Genomic DNA, 25,335 nt, shown 5'->3' with positions numbered 1-25,335 from the left:
ACAAACCCTTTGAATGAAAGTCGAGTAAACCGCATGAGAATTCTTTCTGACGCAGAAATAAAAGAGCTGGCGCCCAAAGGGGCCGTTTTGACAATCGGAAACTTCGATGGGGTTCATCGGGGCCACCAGGCTATCCTTCGGACGGCACGGCAAGCCGCAGACCGGTTCGCTTCTCCGCTGGTTGTGATAACGTTCGACCCCCATCCGGCCGCTGTACTGCATCCGGAGAAAAGCCCCGGGGTCCTGACCCCCCTGCCGCTGAAGGCCGTTCTGCTGGAGCAGTGCGGTGTGGACGTGCTGATTGTGATTCGAGATACCCTTTCGCTTCTGAATCAGTCGCCGAAGGACTTCGTGAGCCGCTTTCTCGTACCTTCTTTGGCCCCGCGCACCATTGTGGAAGGCCCTAATTTCACGTTCGGCTACGGGCGAAGCGGAACCCTCCAGATACTCCGACAGCTCGGACAGGAATATGGTTTTGAAGTGCTCGAGGTACCGTATACCACCGTTCATCTGAATCAGGACCAGCGCAGCATCATTTGTTCCAGTTCCACCGTTCGCCGGCTCCTCGAAGACGGCAAGGCGGCCCACGCCGCCCAAATTCTCTCACGCCCGTATCGTCTTGTCGGAACAACCATCCCAGGACGAGGCATCGGCAGAACCCTTGGTTTCCCAACCGCTAATCTCAAGCCCGCAGAACAGATTATCCCTTCTGAAGGGGTCTATGCCGGCTTTGTCGCCGTGGGAGATTCTCTGGAAGAGGTCTGCCGGCAGCCGGCTCGAAGACCAGCGGCCTTCAGCATCGGACGGGCCAAGACTTTTGTGACCGACCACCCTCTTCTGCTGGAAGCCCATCTGCTCGAGTCGAATGTTGAGGACCTAAGCCGAAAATATTTAGCGATGGACTTTGTCGAATGGCTGCGCAATCAGCAGCGTTTTGAATCGCGGGAAGAGCTTATCCGGCAAATCGCCCTCGACTGCCAAAAAGCCCGGCAGATTTTGTCTGATTCAGCCGGACGATAAACGGGCGGAAATCAGAACATTATCCTCCATAATCTGAAGAGTCGGCTGTCGAAGTTCCAGCGGCCCAAGCGAGGATATCGCCGCCGACAAATCCGCCGTGCCCCCCTGCCCGAGCAGAAGCGAAGCCACATAAACATACACCTCATCCGCCAGATTTTGCCGGAGAAACTCCGTCAGCAGGGTCGGCCCGGCCTCCACCAGAATCTGCTGAAGCCCCCGTTTGCCTGCCTGCTCCAGCACATCTGCCAAATCACACCGCTGCTCTTTCTGCTCGGCCTCGAGGACCTCCACCCCTGCCTGCCGAAGCTGAAGGATCTTCTGCGGCTCTCTCTGGAAGGAAGCACGGGTTGTGAACACCCACGTCGGGGCTTCCTGAACATTCAAAAGCCGGCAATCCAGCGGAATCCGCAATCGGCTGTCCAGTACAATCCGGACCGGCGGTCTTCGAACCGGCTCATCCAAGCGGACGGTCAGTTGGGGATTATCCTGCAGAACGGTTTGAATTCCCGTTAAAATCCCCTGCACTTTTCTGCGGAGCTGATGCACATGCCGTCGGCACGCTTCGTTGGAAATCCACCGGCCAGATTGGGACGGATTTCGGCGGGCGAGTTTTCCATCGAGACTTTGGGCCCATTTGAGAATCACCCAGGGCCGGCCGGTTCGGATATGTTTCAGATAGGGAGCGTTGAGCGATTCGGCCTCTTTTCGGCACAGCCCCGCCTCCGTAAAAATCCCCGCCTGCCGAAGTTCTTGGAATCCCCGGCCGCTGACCTTCGGGAACGGGTCTTCCATCGCGGCAATTACCTTGGCAACCCCGGCTTCTATGAGGGCTTTCGTACAGGGGCCGGTTTTGCCGGTAAAGCAGCAGGGCTCGAGGGTCACATAGACCGCAGCCCCCTTCGGGTCATTTCCCCGCCGCAGGCAATCCCGAAGGGCCTCGATTTCGGCGTGCGGTCCCCCAAATTCCCGATGCCATCCTTCGCCAATCAGCCGGCCGTCTTTGACAATCACACACCCGACAGCCGGATTCGGCTCGACCCGGCCCAGTCCCTGCCGCGCCAGCTCCAGTGCCCGCCGCATGGCCTGTTCTGCATCCATCCGGCACTCCCGGAATAAAAGTTATTTCAGTCCGAGGGTCTCTTCAAAACCGTACAGCAAGTTCAAATTCTGAATGGCCTGACCGGAGGCCCCTTTAATCAGGTTGTCGATAGCCGAGAAAATCACAAGACGGCCCTTTACAACCGTGGGGAAAAGATGGCAGTAGTTGCTCTTGGCCACGTGTTTGAGCGCCGGCGGCTTGGAGAGAACCTGTACAAACGGCTCTTTCTGATAAAAAGTCCGATAGAGTTCAAGCAGCTCGGAAGACGAGACGGCCTTTGTGGGTTCGGCGTAAACCGAGGAAAGAATGCCGCGGTCAAACGGTCCGACATGGGGCTGAAAGAGGATTTCCACGGGCTTGCCGGCTGCATCCGAAGCCACCTGCTCCATCTCCGGCATATGGCGATGAGTCCCGACGCCGTACGGCAGCAGGTTTTCGTTCATCGCCGGAAAATGAAACACAGGGCTCGGATTTTTGCCGCCGCCGGAGACACCCGTGACGGCATTCACGATGATTCCCTTGGGCTCAATCAGGCCTTCGCGGAGCACCGGCAGCAAAGCCAGCAGGGCGCCGGTCGGAAAACAGCCGGGGTTGGCAATCAGTCGGGCGGAGGGAATCTGCTTTCGATTCATCTCCGGAAGCCCGTACACGGCGTGAGCCAGGTTTTCCTTATCCGTATGGGGCACATAATATTTTTCATACACGGCCGCATCGCGCAGGCGGTAGTCGGCGCTGAAATCCACAACCTTCAGCCCCGCCGCCAGCAGCTTGGGAACGAAACTCATCGAAACCTTATGCGGCAGACAGCACAAAACCGCCTCGGCCTTTTCCGCCAGTTTGTTCATATCCAGCGGCTCGATGGGCATATCCAGACGTCCCCGGAGCTGTCCGAAAACTTCCGCCGCCGGCCCGCATTCCTCCGGCAGCGCAGTTAAATATGTCAGTTCCGCTCGAGGATGACGCAGCAGAATTTCAATGGCTTCCAGCCCTGTGTAGCCGCTTGCACCGATAATCGCAACACGAACCATACAAACCCCATTTCCCTTTTTACTCAAAACCTGAATTGTATCGTACGTCGTTTCCGTCAGAGAAACAAACATAAAAAAACCGCCGAATTCCTGCTCCGGCGGTTTTGAAAAGTCGAAACAACAAAGCCGTTAACGCTTGGAGAACTGGAAACTCCTGCGGGCACCGGGCTTTCCGGCCTTCTTTCTTTCCACCATTCGGCTGTCCCGCGTCAGGAAATCGCCGTCGCGGAGGACTTTCAGCAGGGACGGGTCATAGTCCTTCAGCGCCCGGGCAATTCCGAGCTTGACGGCATCGGCCTGACCGGTCGTCCCGCCGCCTTTGACGTTGACAATCACGTCAAACGATTGGAGACCGTTGACCGCCGCCAGCGGAGAGCGAACCGACTCGCGGTCCTTCTCGAGCAGAAAATACTCTTCGAAGGGACGCCCGTTCACCTCAATCTTTCCGGTACCGGGTTTAAGGCGAACCCGCGCGACGGATGTTTTTCGGCGCCCTGTTCCCCATACAAACCCTGCGGCATCGCGCTTGGCGGCAGCTGCCGGAGCCGTCGAGGTCAGCGCCGAGGCACTTTTCTCCAGAATCTTCGGATCAATCAGGTACGTTTCGTTTTCAGCCATAGCTCTGCCTGAATCGCTGTTACAATTCTAATTTCACCGGTTTCTGAGCCGCATGCTCGTGATGAGGCCCTTTGTAAATCTTCAACTTCTTCAACATGTGCTCACTGAGAGGATTTTTCGGCAGCATGCGCTGGACGGCTTTCTGAATCACCCGCTCCGGATGCCGCTGAATCATCCTCGAAAACGGAATAATCTTCTGGCCGCCCGGATAGAGACTAAACGTAGTGTACGTCTTGGTTTGGGGCTTCCGTCCGGTCAGCCGAATCTTTTCCGCATTCACGACGATTACATAATCCCCTGTATCAACATGAGGAGTATAAATGGGCTTGGTTTTGCCCATCAGAATCATCGCCACTTTCGAGGCCAAGCGTCCGAGCACCTTGTTTTCCGCATCCACAAGCCACCATTTCCGCTCGACTTGGCCTTTTTTTGCCAAAAAGCTTTTCATATCAATTCTACTCCCGTCATTTCTCAGAAAGCGAGATATTATAAGGGCAATCGCCCCCCTGTCAATGCCATTTTCCTGAAAAAAGCAAAAACATTAAGAAGACAAATATGCTCTACAATGACGTTATCCGTCAGTGGTCTTTGAACTTGGCGGGCTCAATATTCAGCTTTTCGAGGAGCCGATTGAGACGCCGGCGTTCGATGCCGAGAATCCTGGCCGCTTCCATTTTGCGTCCTTTGGTGATGCGAAGCGCCTCCTGAACCAGCCGCTGATTGGCCTCATCCAGCGTCGGCAGCGGCGAGTCCACACGGGTGAAACCGCCCATGAAAATCTCCGGCGGCAAGACAGACGGCTCAATCACCATCCCGCGGCTGAGCACGTAGGCCCGTTCCATCGCGTTGGACAATTCCCGAACATTGCCCGGCCAGCGATAGCGAAGCAGCAGATGCTCCGCTTCCGAAGAGAGCTTTTTGAGGGGCTCTCCATAAAAACGGCTCAGATTCTCCAGAAAATAATTGGCCAACGGCAGAATGTCTTCCGGCCGCTGACGCAGGGGCGGAATCTGCAGATTAATCACATTCAGCCGATAAAACAGGTCCGCCCGGAACTGGTTTTTCTCGACCATCTGCCGCAAATCGCGATTGGTTGCACAAATCACCCGCACATCAATCTTGTAGGACTGCGTGGAGCCCAGCGGCGTGACGGTGCCTTCCTGAAGGACCCGCAGCAGTTTGGCCTGAAGTTCGAGGGGAATTTCGCTGATTTCATCCAAAAAAATGGTTCCGCCGTCGGCGGCGCGGAAAAAGCCGAGCGTGTTTTCAACGGCACCGGTAAAACTGCCGCGTACATGACCAAACAACTGACTTTCGAAAAGCTGTCCGGTCAGGGTCGTGCAGTCCACTGGAATAAAGACCTTGTCCGAGCGGTCCGAAAATTCGTGAATCTTCCGGGCAACCATCTCCTTGCCGGTCCCCGTTTCCCCCGTGATGGTAATACAGCATCGCCGCGCTGCTACGGAACGGATGGTCTCTACAATCGCCTGAAAGGCCTGGGACTGCCCGATGAAAGCCGTCTTTTCTTCGCCCATCAGACGGCCGTCTTTTCGGAGCGGCGGCACACTGTCAGAACAGACTTTTCCCTTAGCGGCACGTCCCTGTGCGCGGTTGGTTTCGTTGGCACTGGTCATGAAACTACCCCGCCCATCTGAAACACACGTTCAAAACCCTTCTTTCCAGATGAGCGTTCTCTAAAAACAATGGGTGAGAAAACTGATAGGCCTTTTCCCCGCAACAGTTTTCCTCACGCCTCCAAAACCATATTCTAATAAGGCATTTTGGCAAAATCAAGGTGTTTTATAGGACATTTTCGGCTGCTTGCAATCCAAATAGTTCTATCTCTTTTCAAAATAAAGACTTGCACACCCATGCAGGCTGGGTTTTCTTTTCGGAATCCCCTGGCTTTTATTGACACCGCAAGCCAATATCGCTATTGTACGTGTTTTGAATACCGGAACAGAAAAGAACAAAACGCCCCGGAAACGAGAAATCAGAATGAAAATCTCATTGGAATGGCTGCAGGAGTACGTTGACCTCAAAGGTATCCGCCCGGAAGAAATCGCCAAACGGCTGAGCGACTTGGGGTTTCCGACCGAAAGCATCGAGAAGATTGACGGCGATACAGTCATCGACATAGAAATCACAAGCAATCGCGGGGACTGTCTGAGCCACATTGGTATTGCCCGAGAACTGGCCGCCGCGTATGGAAAACCCCTGCGGCTGCCGGATGCATCGATTCAGGAGTCCGACAGTCCCGTTCAGAATTGGGTGAGCGTGCAAATCGAAGAGTCGCAGTTATGCTCCCGCTATACCGCCCGGATTATCACGGGGGTGAAAGTCGGGCCTTCTCCGGACTGGATGGTTCGCCGCCTTCAGGCCGCCGGAATGCGAAGCGTCAATAATGTCGTGGACGCCACCAACTATGCCATGCTCGAGCACGGCCAGCCGCCCCATGCCTTTGATTACGACAAAATCCGCGGCAAAAAAATCATTGTTCGAAAAGCCCGCCCCGGAGAGCGGCTCATCAGCATTGACGGCACAGATTGTCAGCTGCAGGACTGGATGCTCGTGATAGCCGATGCGGAACGACCGGTGGCCGTCGGCGGCGTCATGGGCGGGCTGGAAACCGAAGTGACGGAGCAGACCGCAACGATTCTGCTGGAAGAGGCCTCGTTTGCACCGGTGAGCATCCGCCGGACTTCGCGCCGGCTCGGACTGCCTTCGGAGGCCTCCTTCCGATTCGAACGGCAGGTGGATACGGACAACATCGACTGGGCCTCTCGACGATGCGCTCAGCTGATTGTTCAGGTCGCCGGCGGACAAATCGCCCGGGGGGTTGTGGACTGCTATCCGGGAAAAACGGCCGCTTCACCGGTGCGGATGCGGCTGTCACGGCTCAAACACCTTTTGGGGATTGAGATTCCTCTCGAAAACGTGCTTGCGATTTTCTCCGGCCTGGGGCTGAATCCTCAGCGGGAAAACAGCGATGTGATTGTCTGCACCCCGCCGAGCTGGCGGCACGACTTGAGCCGGGAGGCCGACCTCATCGAGGAAGCCGCCCGATGCTGGGGCTATGAGAAGGTGCCGGTCGAAAACAAGATTCGCATCACCGCCGTGCCGATGGATGCACGCGAAAAAGTCTGCCAGAAAATCCGCACCTATCTGAACGGCTGCGGATTCTTTGAAACCATTAACATTACCTTTATTGATAAACAGACCGCCGAGTGCTTCTCCCCCGCACCGGCGTCGGAGCATCTGGCGGTCAGCGATGTGTCCCGCAAAAACACCAACCTGCTCCGCCAAAATCTCATCGGGTCGCTCCTGAATACGATGCAGACCAACTACCACGCAGGCAATATCCCCTGTCGGCTCTACGAAATTGCCGATACATTTCTTCCTTCCCGAGAAAAACAGGTTCTTCCTCTCGAAAAACCGAAAGTAGCCCTGGCCGCCGATATGGAGTTTCAGGAGATGCGGGGGGTTCTGGAAGGGCTTCTGGAGCGGCTGACCTACCGGGAAGCCCGTTTCCAGCCCGCCGGTGCAAAATGGGCTCAGGGCGGTACGGAGATTTTTGTCGGCGACCGCCCTGTCGGCTTTGTCGGTGCGGTGGAGGATACCATTGCCCGGCGTCTGGATTTGGACAAGGGTATGGTCTGTGCGGCGGAATTGGACCTTGAAACATTGATTGAGCTGGCTGCCGACGCCAAACCCTCCGCCCGGCCGCTGCCGCGATTCCCCGCCATCCGACGGGACCTGTCCCTGATTCTCGATGAGCCCGTCCGCTGGGCGGAGATTGAACAGGCCGTTCGTTCGGCTGCCCCGGAGGAACTGGAGGAAATCCGATTCGGCGGACTCTATCGCGGCAAACCGATTCCCGCCGGCAAAAAAAGTCTGACGGTCTCCCTTCGATTCCGGGATGATGACGGCACGCTGCGGCACGAACAGGTGGACCAATTCGAGGCTGGGATTTTAAATGTTCTGAAAGAAAAATTCCGCGCAGAGCTCCGAACAGTCTAAGTGGTTAAATCTCCCCATCCAGAACCGCCGACAGCCACTGGCGGGCAATCCAGGCATGGGCCCACATCGACGGGTGGACTCTGTCCTCCGCCCAGCGTTCGTCCGGCACCTGACTGCTGAGCTGCTCATAGGCCTTCTGCAGAGGCACCAGAAGGGTCTGATAGTCCCGAGCCAACCGGTGCACGACGTCCAAGTAGGCATCCAGGCCCTGCCGCATCGGCTCCTGCAAATCCCGGCAGAAATAAAACGGCTCCATCAGAATCAGACGGCTGCCGAGCCGCTGAACACCTGAAAGCATCTGCCGAAGGTTGTTCTCGTACTCCTCCGGCGGAACAGGAGTTTTGTGCGGCTCAAGCACCGGTTTGTATCCACGCCACAAATCATTGATGCCGACCAGAATGCTCACCACATCGGGCCGAAGGTCCAAACAGTCTTCTTTCCAACGGGCCAGAAGTTCTCGAGTGGTATCCCCGCTGACGCCGCGATTTTCAACCTGCAAATCCAGTTCAGGAAACCGGGCCTGTAAGAAATATCCGGCAAAATGAACATACCCGCAGCCCAGGGGCGCATACGCCTGCTCCCGCCGCAGGGCATCTGTGATGCTGTCTCCGATGAACAAAATTTTCTGCCGATATTTCCACTCCATCTGAAGAAACCTCTCTTTTGACTCTATTCGTGCCGAAGGGCCACGATGGGGTCCACCTGCGCGGCGTGAATGGCCGGATACAGGCCGAACAAAATGCCGATGAGCATGCTGATCAGCAGCGGCAGGAGAATTCCCCACATCGTCAAAACCGTGGCCATCCCGCTGACTTTCGTAATCACAAAGGGGATGAAAATCCCGACACCCAGACCGATAATGCCTCCGGTCGTGGACAAGACAACCGTCTCAATAAGAAACTGAACGATAATTTGTCTGCGTTTGGCCCCGATGGCCCGCCGAATGCCGATTTCGCGGGTGCGTTCGGTCACCGAAGCCAGCATAATATTCATAATCCCGATGCCCCCCACCAGCAGACTGATGCCCGCAATGGAGCCCAGCACGATATTAAACCGGCGTTTGGTGGCCTCCGCCTGTTTGAGCAAAGCCAGCGGAACACTGATGGTATAATCTTTTTTCTTATGAAAGCGTTTGAGCATCTGTTCAATGGCGGCAGCCGTCGGCTCCACATGCTCGGTGGAATCAATCTGGACAATCACCTGATGGAGTTCGACCTTTTCGCGCTCCCGGGTGCCGGCGGACACACGGGTCTGAATATCCCCAAAATAGCGCCGCGCCACCTCAATCGGGATATAAGCGTCCACCTCCTGGTCCGGAATCTGGATGTTCCCCGCCTGGCCGCTTTCGCTTTTGACGATTCCAATCACCTGAAAGGCATCGCCGCCGATGCGGAGGGTTTGCCCGATGGTATGTTCGGCCGCCAGCAGCCGCCGGGCTCCGTATTCCGTCAAGACCGCCACAGGGGCCTGCTTTTCGATGTCAATTTCCGTCAGCACCCGTCCGGCGATAATATCCCGCGGCACCAGTTCAAACCAGGCAGGCGTGGTGCCCACCACCCGCAGCTCGAGGGAGCGTTCTCCCAGCCGCGATTCCCGGCGGATGATTTTCACCGGCGCTGTCTTCTGAACGTTTTTAAACCCTTCCGAAATCCGCCCGTAATCCTCGTAAGTCAGGCCGTACACGCTCATAAACACACGGGTATTGGTGATGGACTCATCCTCCACAGCCTTTACGGAAGAGATGATGATGTTGTTGCTGCCCAGCTTGCGAATCTGTTCGAGGGCTTCTTTGCTGGCCCCTTCGCCGACGGAAAGCATGGCCACGACGCTGCCGACGCCGAAGACGATGCCCAGCATCGTCAGAAACGACCGGAGCTTGTGGAGCAGCAGATTCTCAACCCCCAGTGCAATATTGCGAATCAAACGGGTCTGCCTCATTTGTTTCCTCCGTCGATTCGTTCAATCTTTCCATCCCGCATATGCATCTGATACTGGGCGAAGGCCGCAATATCCGGCTCGTGGGTCACCATAATAATGGTCTTGCCGTCCTGATTGAGCTTCTGGAGCATATCCAGAATCTGAAGTCCCGTCTTCGTATCGAGATTTCCCGTGGGTTCATCGGCGAAAATCACCTGCGGGTCATTGGCCAGGGCTCGTGCAATCGCCACCCGCTGCATCTGCCCGCCGGACAATTCGGTCGGACGATGATTGAGCCGTTCCGCCAGCCCCACCTGCTCGGCCAGATACCGGGCCCGTTCACTGCTGCGGCGGGCGTCCCATCCGAGATAATACAGCGGCAGTTCGATATTCTTCTGCACCGTCAGCTGCGGAATCAGATTAAAACTCTGAAAGATAAAGCCGACTCTGCGCAGCCGCAGGTCGCTGAGTTCATCATCGCTGAACGTGCTGATATCCTGCCCGTCAAAGTAATACCGCCCTTTCGTAAGCCGGTCCAGGCAGCCCAGGATATTCATCATGGTGCTTTTGCCGGAACCGCTGGGCCCCATAATCGCCCAAAAACTGCCCTTGGCAAAGGAGGCATTCACACCCGCCAGCGCATGAACCTCCTGACGGCCCATTTTGTAAATCTTCCAGGCGTCCGTCAGCCGGATCATTTCGGAATTGCCGGTTGGGCTGGACATCCCCGAGCTCATGGCCGCCCTTCTCCAGACGAGCCTGTCTGCGACTCCGGCCAAGAGCGGTTTTGCTCGGCGGGCGCCCCTTCCTGCGGTCTCATCTGCTCGAACCGTCGGCGCATTTCCTCCCGCTGCTCCGGCGTCATATTTTCAAACCGGCGCCGCATCTGCTCCCGCTGTTCCGGAGTGAGGTTTTCAAATCGGCGCCGCATCGACTCCGGCGAAGGCGAGGTCTCCGAGCCGTCCGGTCTGCTGCGGCGGCGAGTCCCTCCGTTCTCCGAGCTGTCCGGAAAAGCCCTCACTTCTCCGGCCTCCGGACGGACCACATTGTCCAGCCGCTGACGAATCTCTTCGGAGACTTGTCCGCCCGGCTGGCTCGCCCCTGTCGGTGTTTCCGCCTCTTTGAGCGGCGGATTCAGCAGCACCTTTTCCCCCTCTTTGAGCCCTTCGAGGATGTGAATCATCCGATTGTTATCCAGCCCGACCTTGACCGCACGGCGTTCGATGACGGGACCATTGACCACATACACCGTCGGCTGGCCGCCGACCTGAAGGACTGACTGCACCGGCACATACAGCGCATCGTCATAATGAGCCACAATGATTTCCACACGGCAGCTCATTCCCGTCCGCAAAGCCGGCTCCTCCCCTTCAATAGAAATTTGGGTGTTGTAGACCTTCAAATCCGGATTCATCCACATGCTCTGCGCATCGGGCAGCGGAGCGATAAAATCCACTTTGCCCATAAACCGCCGGCCCGGCAGCGCATCCACTGTAATTACCACCGGAAGGCCCGGATGCACCTTTTTGAGACTAGCTTCGTGAACCATCACCTCCGCAATGGCTGAAAACCCCAGCGGCAGATAAATCAATTCCTGCCGTTCGCGCACTTCCTGGCCCTCCATCAGCGGCTCCTGCCCGCCGCGGAAACCGCCCCGCTGAGCGCTGGTGGCATAGATCACCAGACCGTCCGCCGGTGCATACAGTTTGGTTTTTCGCAGCTGGTCTTCCAGTTTCGCCAGACGGTCTTTCTGCTGATTGTACTCGGCCTGACGGGCCTTCAGCTCCGCTTCCGCCTGCACCACCGCCGCATTGGCCTTGCGAACAGTTCGTTCATAGGCCATCTCGGCCTGGCGAATATCACTTTCCAGCTGTTTGATCTTCCGCAAGTAGGTAAAGTTTTGAAGCAGATTCAGATTGTTAATCGCCAGGTCCAAATCCAGCCGACGGCGGGTCACAGCCAGCTGATCGGCTTTGAGCTCATTTTGCGAAATGTATTTTTCCTCCCAAAGCTTCTGGGACCAGGTCAGCGTATCCTGCGCCCGCTCCAGTTCCTCCTCGGCCAGTTTGATTCGGGCCTCCGCATCCCGGAGCTGATTGGGGAACTCTCCTTCCTTGTACTGCTTAAGGTCTTCGCGGGCAAACTCGAGGGCCAACAAGGCGGCATCCTTGTCGCTTTCGGCCTGATTGCGGATGACCTCCAGATTCTCCTTGGCGTTGATAAACGAGGCCTCAGCATTCTGCACACGGATTTCCTGGTCAATCTTGGAGCTCAGCAAAGAACTGGCATCCAGTTCGACCAGCAAATCTCCGGCTTTCACCCGGGCCCCCTCTTCAATCAAATAGATAATGGATGTACGGCCTTCTACTTCGTTCTTGATAATAATCTGGTCCTTGGCCTTGATGGTGCCGGACTGAAGCACACTGATGGTCAGCGGCCCCCGCTGGACAGGAAAGACCGCCATCGCCTGAGAGGCATCCGAACGGGACGTCAGGAAATAAAGGCCGCCGGCCAGCAGCAGCAAAACCGCCAGGCCGGTCAGAAGTATTGTCTGCAGTTTTTTAGCGGGTTTGGGAATCCGATTGTCTGTCATACAAAACCTCCGGAGCAATCTCCTTCCATAAACCGTTTTCACCCACCTGCAGAACCCCCATATCCCGCTGCAGGTTCAGTTCAGCCAGCCGATAATTGATAATCGAGGCGGTCAGCTGATTCTGGGCGTTCAGCAAAGCGTCCTGGGCATCCAGCAAATCACGAATTTGAGCACGCCCGGCATCCAGGAACAGCTTGGTGCTTTTCTGTCGTTTTTCCGCAACGGTCACCGCCTTGGCCTGAATTTTGACCTGTTCCCGCGACTCCAGCAGCGTACGGAGCTGGTTTCGGATAGACAATTTAATCGAATCCTCCGCCTGCTGAAGAGAGCGAACGGCTTCTTCGAGAGCCAGATAGCTCTTGCGATAGGCGTTTCGTTCGGCCGTGCGTTCCAGCGGAAGATTCAGATTCAGCAGGGCCGTATAGCGCCCGCGGTCCCATTCAAGCCGTGCATCGTCCATTCCGGCGGACCCCAGCGAACGTCCGCTTCCCCAGCCGGCTGTTCCCAAAAACGTCAGCTCCGCCTTCAGACGATCGGCTTTTACGATAACGTCCCGCTGAGCATCATACACCTGGCCTTGAACCACCCACAAGTCCGGACGCTTTTCGAAGGCGGTCTTGACGGCGATTGCCTCCGGCAGTTCAAAGGGACCTGCATCTTCCCCTGTCGGGGGCTGGGGTTCAATCGGAGCGTCGGCCGCCGGAAAACTCTGGTCTCTGCCCCTTTTCTGCTCGGACGAATCCGAATAAACAAAATAATTCTTATAAACCTGCAGCTGTTCCAAATCTTTCCGATCCAGCTCAATCTGAGCATCGGGCGGGAGTCCCAGACGAATCTTAAAGGAGTCCAGGCGCTGCTTGTACGACTCCACCGCCCCAATCCATTGCGCCCGGGCGCTCAGCTCCCGCTGCACAGCCTGGTCCACCTGAATTTCGGGCAGCCGTCCGGCATCGGCCAGACGCCGGGACTGACGGGCGGACGCCATCGCACTGATATAGTTTTCCCGGCTGTTGCGCACCTGGTCAAACTGGCGAAGAACGCCCAGATATTCCGCCGCGATGGTGACGGCAAACTCGCTTTTATAGCGTTCGAACTGCCAGATGGCATACATCACGCGGCGCTCGGCCTGCAAAAGGGGTTCGGCCGCAATATGAGGGCCGGACCCGCGAAGCAGAGGAACAGAAATGCTCGCATCGGCCGTCAGACCCAGCGAAGAGGCCCCGCCGAGCGTTAAAAGATTGACCAGGTCCGCAGCCATCCCCGCCCGCAGCTCCGTCCCGTTGGTGAGCTTCTGAGACGCACTCAGACTGCCGCTGTGAACGAATCCCCTTTGCGGAGACAGACCGGTACGATTTTCCTCATAATAACTCTTGGCCGCTCCGGCAAACAGCGTGCGAAATTCGTTGCGGGCCAGGTCTAAATCCAGAGCCGCCGAAAAAATAGCTTCTTTTCTGGATTGATAATCAAAGTTGTTGGCGGCTCCGATTTGCAGCGCATCCATCAGCGAAAGGGTAATCACCTGATTCGGCTCCGCTGTCCAGGTCCCCGTCTTTGGTTTTTCAAATGGGTAATCCTTTTCAGGCCAGTGGGCAAGCGGTTCTGTCTTGTCAGTCCCGAGCGAGGCCGGAGTGGAAACCGGCAGTGCCTGAATCTCTATCAGACGCCGTCGGAACAAATCGCTCGGCCGTTCTACGCTGAAAGGCTCCGTCCGACCAATCGACTCTAACTGCTTCTGCTCAATGATTTTATAAGAAACTTCATCCGCCTTTTGACGATAGTCGGACGGGCTTTTACAGCCCCAGACAACGCTCAGTATGGGGACAAAAAAAATCCTTCCGGCCGTCAGGATTCCGCGTACAGGAAAAATCCTCATTTTTCGTCGTTTCCCTCAAATTCCCCTTCATATACGAAATGAAACCTTATTTTTATTGCAAAAAAACCGCAATGTTTTTTTTGAAAGTTTTGCGAGATATAAGGATTTATCCTGTCCATATTTATACTTTTTTGTGGAAAAAAGTGGGTGGTTGACACAAAATTTTTTGTCCGGAACCATCTTGGGAAACTAAAAAAGCTGGCACTATATAATGTTCCTGATTTTTTTGTAACCACTATATATTGGTTTCCCGCCTATTTAACCGAACGCTTTTAGAAAAATGAAAAAACTTTTTTTGTTTGTTTTAAGAAAATTTGGCTTTGACACGAAAATAATAATGTGGTATTGTCCCCCATAAAAGTAAAGAAAAGTAGGGAGAAATAGCAAAGATTCCCATGCTTATGCTAACAGGCGAATCCGAGCATGTGGTCGATGAAAAGAACCGTCTTTTCATCCCTGCCAAACTGCGAAGCAAGGTGGATGCCGAAAAATACGGCAGCGACTGGATTCTGGCGCTGAGCATTGACGGGATTCTGTGTCTGTATCCGGAGAAATGCTATCAGCAGCTCTTGGCCGAACTGGCAGCTGATAACAATATCCCGGATGATGACTTTGTGATGATTGAACGCCTGCATTTTGCGTTCTCGAGTCTTGTGGAGTTTGATAAACAGGGTCGGCTTCTGATTCCGGAAAAACTGAAAAAACGGGCCAACCTCGGCAATAAACTGACGCTGCTGGGTGTGCGGGACCATATCGAAATCTGGAACACGGACGAGTGGGACCGGTTTGTGGCCGAAAAGGCCGCCGGGTTTGAAAAACACCTGATGCGGGCCCGAAAATCGCTGCTCCAGAAGCAGGCCCAGGAAGCCGCTTACCCCGAAGAGGAAAATCTGCAGCCCACGGAGGAATAAACCATGAAAGCCGCTCAAGCCGTTCAGCTGATTCAAAAGGTGCTCCAGGGGAGCTATCCGCTGGATGAGCAAATCCTCAGCAGTCTGAATTATCTGGAAAGGCAGCTGGAAAGTCTGAAAAAGAAGAGCGCTCTTTTCGAAAAAATCGGATTTTCTGAGCAAATGGAGCATTTGCTCGAACAGGCCGCTGCGGCGGCGGCCCACTGACCAATACCAAGGGAAGGGTATTGAGATGACGCAGAACGGCTGGGCGAGTCTCACGGAGGACGATTCGCCCGGTCATATACCGGTTCTTTGGAAAGCATTAGCCGAGCGAATCCGGCTGCCTAAGGATGGGCGGGTTGTAGATGCAACCATTGGTTATGGAGGCCATAGCCGGCTGTTCGGCGCCCAACTGGGCCCTGAGGGGATAATTCTTGGTCTGGATGTAGATCCGAAATGTATCCAAAGGGCCCAATCTTTAACAAAAGACCTGTCCTGCAAGGTGGTGCTCGTACGGGAAAACTTCGCCAGACTGCCGGAGGTGATGACCGAGCACGGACTTGCGCAGGCGGATTTAATTTTGGCGGATTTGGGGTTCTGTTCAGCCCAAATTGAAGATGAAGAACGCGGGCTGAGTTTTCAGACCGATATGCCGCTGGATATGCGGCTGGACGACCGGCTGACTGTAACGGCGGCAGACCTGGTCAATCGACTGGAGGAAAAGACACTGGCGGATTTAATCTATCGCTACGGGCAGGAACGGGCTTCACGGAAAATCGCCCGTTTCATCGTTCAGGCCCGAGACCGCCAACCGATTACAACAACCGGTCAGTTGGCCCGAATTGTCCAAAAAGCCATAACAAGGCCGGAACGAAGGGGCCTGCGTCGGCTGCATCCGGCAACGCGAACCTTTCAGGCCCTTCGGATTGCCGTCAACCGGGAACTGGAGTGTCTGGAAATGCTGCTGAAGTCGGCTCCGAATCTCTTGAAAATCGGCGGCTTTTTGGCCATTATCAGTTTTCACAGTTTAGAAGACAGACTGGTGAAAAATAATTTTCGAGAAAATAAAATGGATGGGATTTATCAGATTCTGACGCCCAAGCCCATCACGGCAGACGAAGAAGAACGGAGAGAAAATCCCCGCTCTCGAAGCGCCAAACTGAGAATTGCCCAGCGAATCGAACAAGACAGGCCAGGTAAGAGGTGAGAACATGACTTCAGACGGGAAAATCGGACTGCTGATCAGTTTCTTATTCATTGTAATCATTGCGTTTCTCATCAATGGCCCCGGCGGATTTTTTAAAGCCGACAAACCCGTAATTGAAACAGCGGTTCAGGTGCCTTCCAGCCGTTCGGTTCTTATCGAGCAGGCCGTCGAGCAGGCCGCACGGGAACTGGAACCGGCACCGCTGCGTCAGACCCAGCCTCCGGCGGATATTCGGCTGATTGAACCAACACCGGCCACTCCGGCGACGGCTCCGGCCGCTCCGGCACCAGCTGTACAGACTCAACCGGCCGCCCCCGCTGCGCCGTCTGCATCGGCTGCACCAACCCCAGCGACCACACCGACCCCACCGGCCGGACAAATTCATACCGTCCAAAAAGGAGATACGCTGGCCTCCATCGCTGTTCGCTATTATGGAAAGGAAACCGGAAACACACGGGCCGCCATTCAAAAACTCTACGAGGCCAATCGGAACCTGCTGACCTCGCCGGACTCCATCCGAATCGGGGATAAACTCGTAATCCCGCCGCTCGAAAAAGCCGCTGCCGGTTCCGCTCAGGCTTCGCCCTCCCGCCCGGAACGAGTCCTTCTGGACAAATACAAAAATGTTCTCGAGCCGGCGGTCTCCGACCGAAACAAACCGCGCACGGTAGAATACGTCGTGCAGCCGGGGGATCGGCTCTGGGACATCGCCCAGAAATATCTGGGAGACGGAAAAAGATATCAGGAAATCGTCCAGCTGAATCAGGCCCAGATACCCAACCCGGATAATCTGCAGGCCGGCACTCGTCTGAAAATCCCCGTACGATGATAAGATTTATGATTTCCCGGGCCCGTTTGAGGTTTGTGATTTTTTCCTTAACAGCCGCTCTGATTGCAACCACCCATCTGCGTATCAGCACCTCGCGGCTCTTTCATCAGGCCCGTCAGGCCCAGATTGTTCAGGAACAGCTGCGGCGGCAGCTGTGGAAAAAACAGGTGGAGCTGGAAAAACTCCTCCAGCCCCAGCAGGTCCTTCCCCATCTGCAGGAGAGCGCCTCATGAACCGGCCCGCTTCCGGCTCCATCCGACTGTGGTCCGGCATCGGACTGTTAAGCTTGTTTCTGCTGGCGGGCTTCAGCGGCTTAGGAGCTCGCCTTTGGGACCTCCAGTTTCGTCAAAAGGAACACTTCGAACAGACCAGCCGCACTCAGCGCTACGCCGTGGTTCGCCAATCCCCGCAGCGAGGACTCATTACAGACCGCAAAGGGAGAATCCTGGCGGCCAGCACAATGATTTACAATGTTTTTGCCGAACCCCGCCGGCTGCTGCAGGACGAACAGTACAAACTGACGGCCGACACGCTTCAATCCATTCTGAATATCCCGGGACATGAAATTTCCAAGCAGATTCTGGAGGCCAAAAATCCGGGCTTTCTTCGTCTGGTCAAAGACATCCCTTCGGACCAGCAGCAGGCCGTTCTGCGGGCACGCCTGCCCGGCATCGGAATTGAAGAGGCCTGGGTTCGGTCCTATCCGGCGGCTTCGCTGTGCTCTCATGTGGTCGGCTTTGTCGGCGCAGAGGGCCGCGGCCTGGCCGGCATTGAACTGAAATACGACGCGGTGCTGGCCGGCAGAGGCGGACAAGATGTCTATGTAGTCGATGTCTTTCGAAGGCCCATCGCCGCCTATCCGGAAGGCCGCTCCCCTATTCAAAACGGAGACAATCTGGTCCTGACCATCGACCTGGTCATCCAGGAAATCGTCCGGGAAGCCCTTCAGAAGCAAATCCGGGAGTATCAGGCCGAATCAGGGATTGCGCTGGTGATGGACCCCTGGACCGGCGGCATCCTGGCCTGGGTATCCCTGCCGGACTTTGACCCCCACCAATTTTCCAAAACCCCCGCCGACCGTCTAAAAAACCGAATTTTGTCCGACCCGTATGAGCCGGGCAGCATTTTCAAGCCCATTGCAGCAGCGGTGGCCCTGGACTGCGGAGCCATTACCAAGGAAGAAAAGTTTGACTGTGAAGACGGCTACTGGGGACAATACGGCGGCATCCATGAGTTCGGCAACAAACGTTACGGCATTCTGAATGTGCGGGGCATCATCCTGAATTCGAGCAATATCGGAATGGCCAAAATCGGCCTCAAGACCGGAGCAAAAAGACTGCATGAGGGACTGCGTCTGTTCGGCTTCGGCCGTCCGACAGGCGTGGACCTGGCCGGAGAAGAATCAGGTGTTCTTCGACCGGTCAAACAATGGAGCGGATACAGCCCCACGCGAATTGCGTTCGGACACGAAATCTCCGTAACCGCCCTGCAGATGGCCCGGGCCTACTGCATCCTGGCCAACGGCGGAACACTGGTGCAGCCCCATCTGGTTCGGGCCGTCATCAATCCGGACGGACAAATTACGGATGTTACGCCCAGTTTGGTCGGAACCGGATACATTCTCAAGCCGGAAATCGCCGAATGGATGGTTCGGGAACCGCTTCGGGCCGTGGTCAAAGAAGGGACGGGAGACCAAGCGGCCGTCGAAGGCGTTGAGGTCTTCGGAAAAACCGGAACGGCCAATATTGCCCTTCCGACCGGCGGCTATGATACAACCAACTATGTCTCTTCCTTTGTCGGCGGAGCCCCTGTGGACCATCCGCGAGTGATTATCCTGGTGTCCATCCGAAAACCGAACCGCGCGTTGGGAAAGGGCTACAGCGGCGGACGGGTAGCCGCTCCGGTCTTCCGGGAAATCCTGCAAAAAACTCTTGCGTATCTGGACAGCAATCCCTAAAGGCTTTTTGTTTTTCAGCGAGGACGGGGACGCTGCCCGACCGGAGTGCGAAGCTCCAGATACTTGACTTTGCCCTGCAGCGTATATCCGGACCGAATGTAAAAGTTATACAGCGAAGAGAGTTTTTCCGTCTCATCCGCTTCCAGAAAAACCCCCGCCTTGCCGTAAGGAGCGCCCCAGTAAACCTGAGTGCCGTCATGGGTTTCCAGGATAATCCGCGGTGCAGACGGATTTCGGCCGCCAACCCAATTGGCAATATCCACCGCTTTGATTTCATTCAGGAGAGGTTTGTTCGGAGAACATTTTTCATCCATGCGGCGCAGGATTTCGATAAGCTTCAACACGGACACCGCCTCTTCCGAACGGGACACTTGTCCGGCCTTTCCGAGCCGCTCAGACGGCAGCCCGCGGAGCTCCACGATCGGCAGGGACATCAGCACGGGGGCATCGAGCACAACAGCCTCTTCATCCAGATAAATCGTCTTTCCGGAAGCGGTTTTCACCTGAAGGCAAGGTTTGCGGTACCGCGCCTCGACCCGAAGACGTCCCGGAACCGCCTGCACGCGTACGTCCGACAGCCAGGAAAAAACCGTCAGTTTTTCCCACACTCGGCGTGCAGAGCCCTCTTCCAGAGCAAACAACCCGCTCCCAACCGCCGCCTTGATGGCATCAATCCAGGACGACTCCACCCACTCCGGCACATTGGCCAGTTCCAGCGGGCCGTCCTGAAAGGCCTGAGGATATTCCCTTCGGACATACTGGTTCAGATAGCCGAAACTCCAGACAAGACCGGTTCCGAGCAGAATCCAGACCAGCCAGGACAGGCAAATCTTTACCCGGGCCGGCCAGACAGATTCCTTTTTTTCCGACGGCCGGACAGGCGGGGCGTCCTTTTTCCCGAACCATCGGCTCAGCAGGCCTCCTGAACGGCCGTTTTGACGGTCTTTCTTGCCAAACAGTTTCATAGTTCTCTGGTCTCACTTGCCCGTTTCTGAAAATCCATCCAGGCCGCCTCCAGGATTTTCAGACACAATCCGGTTGCATCAAGGCCTGCCCGCGCCGCCGCCATCGGAAGCAGCGAATGGCTCGTAAACCCCGGCAGAGTATTGATTTCCAACACCCACGGAGTCCCCTGCGCATCCACAATCATATCCACCCGTCCGAAGTGCCGGCATCCCAAAGCCCGGAAACTTTTCAGCGCGGTTTCCTGGAAAAGCGCAACATCGCGAGCATTCGGGAATGTGTCAAACAAAAACTCCGTCTGCTCATCGATATATTTGGCCTGATAATCATAAAAAGAACGTTTGGGACGGATTTCAATCACAGGCAAAATCATCTGGTCCACGATTCCGACCGTGATTTCCCGTCCCGGAATAAACCGCTCCACCATACAGTCTCCGAAGCGGCGGAAACAATCCTGCGCGGCATCCAGCGCCTCGCGAGCCGTTCGGACCAGCTGCACCCCGACACTGCTGCCCTGCCGCAGCGGCTTGACCACAAAACGCTCGCCCCCCAAACCGTTTATCGCCTCCAGCAGCTCCGCCTCAACCGCCTCGGCATCCACATACACAGCCGGCGGCGTCGGAATAGCCTGCTCACAAAAGCGCTTTTTGGCGGCCCATTTGTCAAAAGCCAGACAGCTGGCCGCCGAATCCGAACCCGTATAGACCAGGTTTTTCTCTTCCAGAATCTTCTGCAGGTGCCCGTCCTCGCCGAACTGGCCGTGCAGAATCAGGAAAAAAATGTCAATCGACGGGTCATCCAGAATCGACAAATCCTCCGGCTGAATGTCTGCAAAACGCACATCCAAATCCGTTTTTTGGAGGGCCTGATACACATTCTGCCCGCTTTGAAGGCTGACCGGACGCTCTTCGCCGATGCCCCCTGCCAACACCGCCACCGTCTTAAATCTGTTTCTTTGCGATTTCATTCTGCTTCCCGGAAAAACTGTGCAACGGCTCCGTCCCGCACCGGCGGCCCTACCAGATTTCAATCTCCAGCTCGAGCTGAACATCAAACTTCTCGCGGACTCGGGTACGGATTAAATCAATCAGCTGCCTGACATCGGAGCTCCGGCATCCTTTTTCCGCAATGATAAAGTTGGCGTGTTTTTCGCTGACCACCGCCCCGCCGATTTGCGTGCCCTTCAGCCCGGCCCGGTCAATCAGAGCACCGGCGGACAGGCCTCGCGGATTCTTGAAAATGCAGCCGGCATTGTGGGTATCCAGCGGCTGCGTGTTCTTTTTGTAAATCCAGACCTCTTTAATCACCTGCAGAAGCGATTCCGGGTCTGATTCCGTCAATTCGATTGTGGCCTCCAGAATCACTTTGGCTGTAATATTGGTGCTGCGGTAATCAAACACCAGCTCCGGCTTGGCCTTTTCGAAAATCTGCCCCTCCGCATTCATAACGGTCACGCTTTGAACCACCGAACCGAGGTCCCCGAACCGACCGCCGGCATTCATCCGAACCGCCCCGCCGATGGACCCCGGAATTCCGGTCAGGGCTTCAAGCCCCCCCAGGCCTTTTCGGACTGATTCGAGAACCAGCTTGTTCAGATTCGCTCCGGCTCCGGCTTTCAGGGTCGTGCCGTCAAACTTGTACTCGCAGAAAACCGGATTCTCCAGCCGAATCACCGCTCCGCGCACCCCTTCATCGCTCACAAGCAGATTGGAGCCGAATCCGAGGACCCGCACCGGCAGCTGATGGTCCTGACACCGGCGAAGGACCTCGGCAATCTGCTCCCGGCTTTGCGGAAGAATCAGATAATCCGCCGGCCCGCCCAGGCCGTACCAGGTATAAGGAGCCAGCGGACACTTTTCCTTAACAATGTGTTCTAAGCCACTGAAGATATTCATCGGCCACCTTCCAGATGGTTCCGGCACCCATCGTTACCACCACATCGCCGGATTGTACATGTTCTTTCAAATAAGACGCAATGCCCGGAAAATCGCGGATAAAAACCGCCTCGCTTCCGGTTCGGCGTATCCGTTCCACCAGCACTTCCGCATTCACCATCCTGCGGCTCTCGGCGGTATCCCGCACAAAATAGATTTCCGGGACGATGGTTGTATCGGCCAGATTAAAACTTTCTGCAAAATCATCAAGTAAAAAACGGGTCCGACTGTATTGATGGGGCTGGAAAACACACCAGAGCCGCCGGGGACGGTAGCGCTCTCGAATTGCCAAAAGAGAGGCCCGAATCTCCGTAGGATGGTGTGCATAATCATCCAGGACAATAATGCCGCGGGCCTGACCTTTGAGCATCAGCCGGCGGTCAATGCCGGTAAAGCCCCCCAGATGCTGCAGCAGGGCCTCCGCCGACAAGCCGGCGGACAGACAGGCCGCCGTCACCGCGAGGGCATTATCGACATTGTGGATTCCCGGAATCGACAGCCTCGCCAGCCCCAGAACCGCTCCTCTTTCGCACAACTCAAACTCATAACACCCTTCCCGCAGAAACAGCCGGCCGGCGGAGTAATCGCAGGATTCGCTGCGTCCGAACGTTCGAACCTGAATTTGTCCGTTCAGACGGCGAAGCAGACGAAGGGTATTTTTGTCCTGGCCGTTGGCAATCAGCACGCCTCCCGGACGGATGCCTGCGGCAAAGTCCGTAAAGGCGTCCACGATTTCCTCTTCGTCTCTGTAGTAATCCAGATGGTCCTGCTCGATATTCAGAATCACCCCGATGGAAGGCCGAAGATTCAGGAAACTTCGGTCATATTCGCAGGCCTCCGCCACAAAAAAGGGCCCGTCTCCGATTCCGCTGGAGCCCCCCATCTGCGGCACATGGGCGCCAATCAGAAACGTCGGCGACCGGCCGGCCTTTTCGAGCAGATAGGCAATCCAGGCGCTGGTTGTGCTCTTGCCGTGCGTGCCCGCCACCGCAATCCCCTGATATTCCCCAAACAGCCGACCGAGCATTTCGGCATACTTATAAATGCGGATTCCCAGCTCTCCGGCCCGTGCCAGCTCCGGGTTGCCGGCCGAAATGGCCGCACTGATGACTACCGCATCCGCATCCGCCGGAATATTCTCCGGACTGTGCCCCAGACAAATCCGGATTCCCATCGAGGCCATCTCTTCCAGCACTGCACTGTCGGCCATATCGGACCCGGAAACAACGGCCCCGTGCTTGAGCAGCATCTTGGCCAGCCCGCTGGTCCCAATCCCGCCGATGCCGATAAAATGATATTTTTTGCCAAGAAACGATTCCATGTCTTCTCCGTGAAAACAACGCACCCTTTATATCCCTGTCTTTATGCTGATTCAACTTCAATCCGGCGTAAAACGGCATATTCGGGCAGGGAATCCGGCAATTCCAAACAGTCCCCGTTTTTGGCCGTCTCTGACACCGTCCCGTCCGTATGGTTCAGCGGCTGGGGCATCCGGACGCTGGACAGACGTCCGCCGGGTGAAAGCACTTCAAACGTCTCGCCGGAAGCAATTGTATTTCGAACACGAAGGGTGCACCCATCCGGCCGAGTCTCAAGAACATTGGCGACAAACCGGCTGGTGCCCGCCGACACACTTTTGTCCCAGGAATAATCCTCCGGCAAAAACGAGCCCTTGATAAAACCGGCTGTATAGCCCCGATTGGGCACGCGATTGAGCCAGTCGAGGGCCTGCTCTTTTGTGAAGGTTTTTCCGTCCAGCAGCTGACGATAAAAAGAGACGACAGTCGCAATATAATGAATCGATTTCATCCGTCCTTCAATCTTAAAAGAGCAAATCCCCATTTCTCTTAATTGGGGCAGATACTCAAATAAAGCGAGGTCTTTGGAATTGAACAAATAAAGACCTCGATTGTCTTCAAAAACCGGCATATATTTTCCCGGCCTCTTTTCCTCGACCACAAAATACTGATACCGACAGGGCTGTTTGCATTCCCCGCGATTGGCGCGGTAGCCGGTCATGTAGTCGCTGAGGGCACAGCGGCCGGAATAAGAAAAACAAACCGCCCCATGGATGAAAACTTCTGTTTCCATCCGGCCTTTCAGGTGTTTTTGAATCTCCGCCAGCTGCTCAAGCGATAACTCCCGCGCCAGAATGACCCGCTCAGCGCCCAATTCTTTGTAGGCCAGAGCGGTCTGCCAGCTGAGTGTATTGGCCTGAGTACTGATATGAATCGGGGCTTTGAACCCCTTTTTTCGCAGCGCGGTTAACACACCGATATCGGAAACAATAATTCCGTCAATCGACATATCCTGAAGGGCGAAAGCATCGGAAATCAATCGACTATATTCATCCGAAAATGGAAAAATATTTAGTGCCGCATACCCTTTTTTACCCATATTATGAAGATACAATAGACCCTCTTTTGCGTCTTCAAGCGTAAAATTCCCCGCGAAATTTCTCAAAGAACCAAATTCCAATCCAAAATAGACGGAATCCGCCCCGTAGGCGACCGCCCATTTCAACTTTTCGAGAGTTCCGGCAGGGGCCAGCAGCTCCGTCATGTTTGGTGAACCTTAACAACAATCTGTAGTATTTTCATTATCGGACGCACCTACTACAGCGATATTTTTACTCGTTTTTATAAAAAAATTAAGAAATTAAAAGAAATTTCCGAAAAGAAGTTGACCAAATAGTCAGACCTGACTATATGGTCACTTATATGATGATTGGTGCAGAAAAAAGCAATATAACTCGTGCGGATAAAAGAGCCGACAGGACCCGGCGAAAACTTCTCGCGGCCGCACTGGAAGTTTTCACAGAATATGGACTCGACGCAACCACAATTGAGGACATTACCCAAAGAGCCGACCTCGGCAAAGGCACGTTCTATCGGCATTTTCAAGATAAAGAAGAAATCGCTACCTATCTTGTCGATTTATCCATTGATGAACTGCTCGAACGGCTCCGAAACGTCAGCAAACCCATCAAAACCCTTCCGGAGGCGCTCGAACACCTTTTGGATGCCCACTATAAGTTTTTTTTGGAAGAAAATGAAAAGTTTATTCTTTTATTTCAGGGCAGACTGCTGGTAAAACTGGAACGTCGGATTTCCGAAAAAATGGAAGGCCCCTATGAGCGGTATCTCCACGAGCTGGAACATCTGCTCACTCCCTTTGTCGGAGAAAAGATTGACCCGATGAAAATCCGACGTCTGGCGTGTGCTGTGGCAGGGTTCGTTTTCGGCTTCTTCTCCTTTGCTATGATTGGAATGGAGATGGAACAGGTTGAATCCAGCATCCAGCCGCTTCGGCAGAGTTTTGTAAAGAGCTTATCCTCGTTTTTGGGATATTTACCGGAAAATAAAGAATGGCAACCATAGGAAA

At 55.2% G+C, this 25,335-nt stretch carries 24 protein-coding genes; 9 read left to right on the top strand and 15 right to left on the bottom strand.

What is annotated here, in order from left to right; translation table 11 throughout:
• The first annotated feature begins 33 nt into the window (after positions 1–33).
• Complete coding sequence (locus WHS88_02285) at positions 34–1,020, top strand: bifunctional riboflavin kinase/FAD synthetase (protein ID MEJ5258998.1); 987 nt, start codon at positions 34–36, stop codon at positions 1,018–1,020.
• Here the strand turns inward: WHS88_02285 and ribD are convergent.
• The 5 genes from ribD to WHS88_02260 form a co-directional block, all read right to left on the bottom strand.
• Positions 1,006–2,118, bottom strand: coding sequence for a bifunctional diaminohydroxyphosphoribosylaminopyrimidine deaminase/5-amino-6-(5-phosphoribosylamino)uracil reductase RibD (gene ribD, locus WHS88_02280; GenBank protein MEJ5258997.1), 1,113 nt, complete (start codon positions 2,116–2,118; stop codon positions 1,006–1,008). The two genes, WHS88_02285 and ribD, sit on opposite strands and share 15 nt — an antisense overlap.
• Before the next feature lie 21 nt (positions 2,119–2,139).
• Positions 2,140–3,147 carry an N-acetyl-gamma-glutamyl-phosphate reductase gene (argC, locus tag WHS88_02275; protein MEJ5258996.1) on the bottom strand — a complete coding sequence of 336 codons (1,008 nt, stop codon included), beginning with the start codon at positions 3,145–3,147 and terminating at the stop codon, positions 2,140–2,142.
• A 129-nt stretch (positions 3,148–3,276) separates the two neighbouring features.
• A complete protein-coding gene (gene rpsI, locus WHS88_02270) occupies positions 3,277–3,765 on the bottom strand; it encodes a 30S ribosomal protein S9 (GenBank protein MEJ5258995.1) in 489 nt (162 codons plus the stop codon).
• Positions 3,766–3,784: 19 nt separating this feature from the next.
• Entirely contained in the window at positions 3,785–4,213 is a 429-nt protein-coding gene (gene rplM, locus WHS88_02265; protein MEJ5258994.1) for a 50S ribosomal protein L13, read from the bottom strand.
• 130 nt (positions 4,214–4,343) lie between these two features.
• Positions 4,344–5,399, bottom strand: a complete 1,056-nt coding sequence (locus WHS88_02260; protein MEJ5258993.1) for a sigma-54 dependent transcriptional regulator — start codon at positions 5,397–5,399, stop codon at positions 4,344–4,346.
• Between the two features lie 364 nt (positions 5,400–5,763).
• On the opposite strand from WHS88_02260, the gene pheT reads away from it, so the two are divergent.
• Entirely contained in the window at positions 5,764–7,785 is a 2,022-nt protein-coding gene (gene pheT / locus WHS88_02255; protein MEJ5258992.1) for a phenylalanine--tRNA ligase subunit beta, read from the top strand.
• Between the two features lie 4 nt (positions 7,786–7,789).
• Here pheT and WHS88_02250 read toward each other — a convergent pair whose 3' ends face one another.
• The 5 genes from WHS88_02250 to WHS88_02230 are packed head-to-tail and all read right to left on the bottom strand — an operon-like array spanning position 7,790 to position 14,168.
• Complete coding sequence (locus WHS88_02250) at positions 7,790–8,431, bottom strand: SGNH/GDSL hydrolase family protein (GenBank protein MEJ5258991.1); 642 nt, start codon at positions 8,429–8,431, stop codon at positions 7,790–7,792.
• 23 nt (positions 8,432–8,454) lie between these two features.
• A complete protein-coding gene (locus tag WHS88_02245; GenBank protein MEJ5258990.1) occupies positions 8,455–9,723 on the bottom strand; it encodes an ABC transporter permease in 1,269 nt (422 codons plus the stop codon).
• On the bottom strand, positions 9,720–10,439 hold the full coding sequence (locus WHS88_02240; protein MEJ5258989.1) for an ABC transporter ATP-binding protein: 720 nt from the start codon (positions 10,437–10,439) through the stop codon (positions 9,720–9,722). The genes WHS88_02245 and WHS88_02240 overlap by 4 nt, the downstream gene beginning before the upstream one ends.
• Positions 10,436–12,295 carry an efflux RND transporter periplasmic adaptor subunit gene (locus WHS88_02235; protein ID MEJ5258988.1) on the bottom strand — a complete coding sequence of 620 codons (1,860 nt, stop codon included), beginning with the start codon at positions 12,293–12,295 and terminating at the stop codon, positions 10,436–10,438. Before WHS88_02235 ends, WHS88_02240 begins: the two co-directional genes overlap by 4 nt.
• The gene (locus WHS88_02230) at positions 12,264–14,168 is read right to left on the bottom strand and encodes a TolC family protein (GenBank protein ID MEJ5258987.1); all 1,905 of its coding nucleotides are present in this window, start codon (positions 14,166–14,168) and stop codon (positions 12,264–12,266) included. Before WHS88_02230 ends, WHS88_02235 begins: the two co-directional genes overlap by 32 nt.
• Before the next feature lie 395 nt (positions 14,169–14,563).
• On the opposite strand from WHS88_02230, the gene WHS88_02225 reads away from it, so the two are divergent.
• The 6 genes from WHS88_02225 to WHS88_02200 are packed head-to-tail and all read left to right on the top strand — an operon-like array spanning position 14,564 to position 19,054.
• Positions 14,564–15,079 (top strand): hypothetical protein, encoded by a 516-nt coding sequence (locus WHS88_02225; GenBank protein MEJ5258986.1) that lies wholly within the window; start codon positions 14,564–14,566, stop codon positions 15,077–15,079.
• Between the two features lie 3 nt (positions 15,080–15,082).
• Entirely contained in the window at positions 15,083–15,286 is a 204-nt protein-coding gene (locus tag WHS88_02220) for a hypothetical protein (GenBank protein ID MEJ5258985.1), read from the top strand.
• A 25-nt stretch (positions 15,287–15,311) separates the two neighbouring features.
• The gene (rsmH, locus tag WHS88_02215) at positions 15,312–16,268 is read left to right on the top strand and encodes a 16S rRNA (cytosine(1402)-N(4))-methyltransferase RsmH (protein ID MEJ5258984.1); all 957 of its coding nucleotides are present in this window, start codon (positions 15,312–15,314) and stop codon (positions 16,266–16,268) included.
• Positions 16,269–16,272: 4 nt separating this feature from the next.
• Positions 16,273–17,097 carry a LysM peptidoglycan-binding domain-containing protein gene (locus WHS88_02210; protein ID MEJ5258983.1) on the top strand — a complete coding sequence of 275 codons (825 nt, stop codon included), beginning with the start codon at positions 16,273–16,275 and terminating at the stop codon, positions 17,095–17,097.
• Between the two features lie 8 nt (positions 17,098–17,105).
• A complete protein-coding gene (locus WHS88_02205) occupies positions 17,106–17,330 on the top strand; it encodes a hypothetical protein (GenBank protein MEJ5258982.1) in 225 nt (74 codons plus the stop codon).
• Positions 17,327–19,054, top strand: coding sequence for a penicillin-binding protein 2 (locus WHS88_02200; GenBank protein MEJ5258981.1), 1,728 nt, complete (start codon positions 17,327–17,329; stop codon positions 19,052–19,054). Before WHS88_02205 ends, WHS88_02200 begins: the two co-directional genes overlap by 4 nt.
• 14 nt (positions 19,055–19,068) lie before the next feature.
• Here the strand turns inward: WHS88_02200 and WHS88_02195 are convergent, their stop codons facing one another.
• From WHS88_02195 to WHS88_02175, 5 genes are read right to left on the bottom strand one after another with little or no spacing between them, the layout of a single operon-like run.
• The gene (locus tag WHS88_02195; protein ID MEJ5258980.1) at positions 19,069–20,019 is read right to left on the bottom strand and encodes a hypothetical protein; all 951 of its coding nucleotides are present in this window, start codon (positions 20,017–20,019) and stop codon (positions 19,069–19,071) included.
• Positions 20,016–20,984: a D-alanine--D-alanine ligase gene (locus WHS88_02190; protein MEJ5258979.1), complete on the bottom strand. Its 969-nt coding sequence runs from the start codon at positions 20,982–20,984 to the stop codon at positions 20,016–20,018. Before WHS88_02190 ends, WHS88_02195 begins: the two co-directional genes overlap by 4 nt.
• Positions 20,985–21,033: 49 nt before the next feature.
• Positions 21,034–21,912, bottom strand: a complete 879-nt coding sequence (gene murB, locus WHS88_02185; GenBank protein MEJ5258978.1) for a UDP-N-acetylmuramate dehydrogenase — start codon at positions 21,910–21,912, stop codon at positions 21,034–21,036.
• The gene (gene murC / locus WHS88_02180) at positions 21,878–23,272 is read right to left on the bottom strand and encodes a UDP-N-acetylmuramate--L-alanine ligase (protein MEJ5258977.1); all 1,395 of its coding nucleotides are present in this window, start codon (positions 23,270–23,272) and stop codon (positions 21,878–21,880) included. The genes murB and murC overlap by 35 nt, the downstream gene beginning before the upstream one ends.
• Before the next feature lie 41 nt (positions 23,273–23,313).
• A complete protein-coding gene (locus tag WHS88_02175) occupies positions 23,314–24,258 on the bottom strand; it encodes a U32 family peptidase C-terminal domain-containing protein (protein MEJ5258976.1) in 945 nt (314 codons plus the stop codon).
• A gap of 413 nt (positions 24,259–24,671) precedes the next feature.
• On the opposite strand from WHS88_02175, the gene WHS88_02170 reads away from it, so the two are divergent.
• Entirely contained in the window at positions 24,672–25,331 is a 660-nt protein-coding gene (locus WHS88_02170; protein ID MEJ5258975.1) for a TetR/AcrR family transcriptional regulator, read from the top strand.
• Positions 25,332–25,335 lie beyond the last annotated feature (4 nt).

This window comes from Anaerohalosphaeraceae bacterium, from assembly GCA_037479115.1.
Classification (GTDB): Bacteria; Planctomycetota; Phycisphaerae; order Sedimentisphaerales; family Anaerohalosphaeraceae; genus JAHDQI01.
The sequence above is the reverse complement of the archived record's forward strand: the minus strand, read 5'-3'. Positions and strand labels throughout refer to the sequence as shown.

Excerpts from the sequence above, each read along its gene's own strand:
- WHS88_02285 (MEJ5258998.1), top strand. The coding sequence starts at position 34 with ATGAGAATTCTTTCTGACGCAGAAATAAAAGAGCTGGCGCCCAAAGGG.
- pheT (MEJ5258992.1), top strand. The coding sequence starts at position 5,764 with ATGAAAATCTCATTGGAATGGCTGCAGGAGTACGTTGACCTCAAAGGT.
- WHS88_02250 (MEJ5258991.1), bottom strand. The coding sequence starts at position 8,431 with ATGGAGTGGAAATATCGGCAGAAAATTTTGTTCATCGGAGACAGCATC.
- argC (MEJ5258996.1), bottom strand. The coding sequence starts at position 3,147 with ATGGTTCGTGTTGCGATTATCGGTGCAAGCGGCTACACAGGGCTGGAA.
- murB (MEJ5258978.1), bottom strand. The coding sequence starts at position 21,912 with ATGAATATCTTCAGTGGCTTAGAACACATTGTTAAGGAAAAGTGTCCG.
- WHS88_02260 (MEJ5258993.1), bottom strand. The coding sequence starts at position 5,399 with ATGACCAGTGCCAACGAAACCAACCGCGCACAGGGACGTGCCGCTAAG.
- WHS88_02200 (MEJ5258981.1), top strand. The coding sequence starts at position 17,327 with ATGAACCGGCCCGCTTCCGGCTCCATCCGACTGTGGTCCGGCATCGGA.
- WHS88_02170 (MEJ5258975.1), top strand. The coding sequence starts at position 24,672 with ATGATGATTGGTGCAGAAAAAAGCAATATAACTCGTGCGGATAAAAGA.
- WHS88_02205 (MEJ5258982.1), top strand. The coding sequence starts at position 17,106 with ATGATTTCCCGGGCCCGTTTGAGGTTTGTGATTTTTTCCTTAACAGCC.
- WHS88_02195 (MEJ5258980.1), bottom strand. The coding sequence starts at position 20,019 with ATGAAACTGTTTGGCAAGAAAGACCGTCAAAACGGCCGTTCAGGAGGC.
- WHS88_02240 (MEJ5258989.1), bottom strand. The coding sequence starts at position 10,439 with ATGAGCTCGGGGATGTCCAGCCCAACCGGCAATTCCGAAATGATCCGG.
- rsmH (MEJ5258984.1), top strand. The coding sequence starts at position 15,312 with ATGACGCAGAACGGCTGGGCGAGTCTCACGGAGGACGATTCGCCCGGT.
- WHS88_02175 (MEJ5258976.1), bottom strand. The coding sequence starts at position 24,258 with ATGTCGATTGACGGAATTATTGTTTCCGATATCGGTGTGTTAACCGCG.
- WHS88_02190 (MEJ5258979.1), bottom strand. The coding sequence starts at position 20,984 with ATGAAATCGCAAAGAAACAGATTTAAGACGGTGGCGGTGTTGGCAGGG.
- WHS88_02235 (MEJ5258988.1), bottom strand. The coding sequence starts at position 12,295 with ATGACAGACAATCGGATTCCCAAACCCGCTAAAAAACTGCAGACAATA.
- WHS88_02220 (MEJ5258985.1), top strand. The coding sequence starts at position 15,083 with ATGAAAGCCGCTCAAGCCGTTCAGCTGATTCAAAAGGTGCTCCAGGGG.
- rpsI (MEJ5258995.1), bottom strand. The coding sequence starts at position 3,765 with ATGGCTGAAAACGAAACGTACCTGATTGATCCGAAGATTCTGGAGAAA.
- WHS88_02225 (MEJ5258986.1), top strand. The coding sequence starts at position 14,564 with ATGCTTATGCTAACAGGCGAATCCGAGCATGTGGTCGATGAAAAGAAC.
- WHS88_02245 (MEJ5258990.1), bottom strand. The coding sequence starts at position 9,723 with ATGAGGCAGACCCGTTTGATTCGCAATATTGCACTGGGGGTTGAGAAT.
- WHS88_02210 (MEJ5258983.1), top strand. The coding sequence starts at position 16,273 with ATGACTTCAGACGGGAAAATCGGACTGCTGATCAGTTTCTTATTCATT.
- WHS88_02230 (MEJ5258987.1), bottom strand. The coding sequence starts at position 14,168 with ATGAGGATTTTTCCTGTACGCGGAATCCTGACGGCCGGAAGGATTTTT.
- rplM (MEJ5258994.1), bottom strand. The coding sequence starts at position 4,213 with ATGAAAAGCTTTTTGGCAAAAAAAGGCCAAGTCGAGCGGAAATGGTGG.
- ribD (MEJ5258997.1), bottom strand. The coding sequence starts at position 2,118 with ATGGATGCAGAACAGGCCATGCGGCGGGCACTGGAGCTGGCGCGGCAG.
- murC (MEJ5258977.1), bottom strand. The coding sequence starts at position 23,272 with ATGGAATCGTTTCTTGGCAAAAAATATCATTTTATCGGCATCGGCGGG.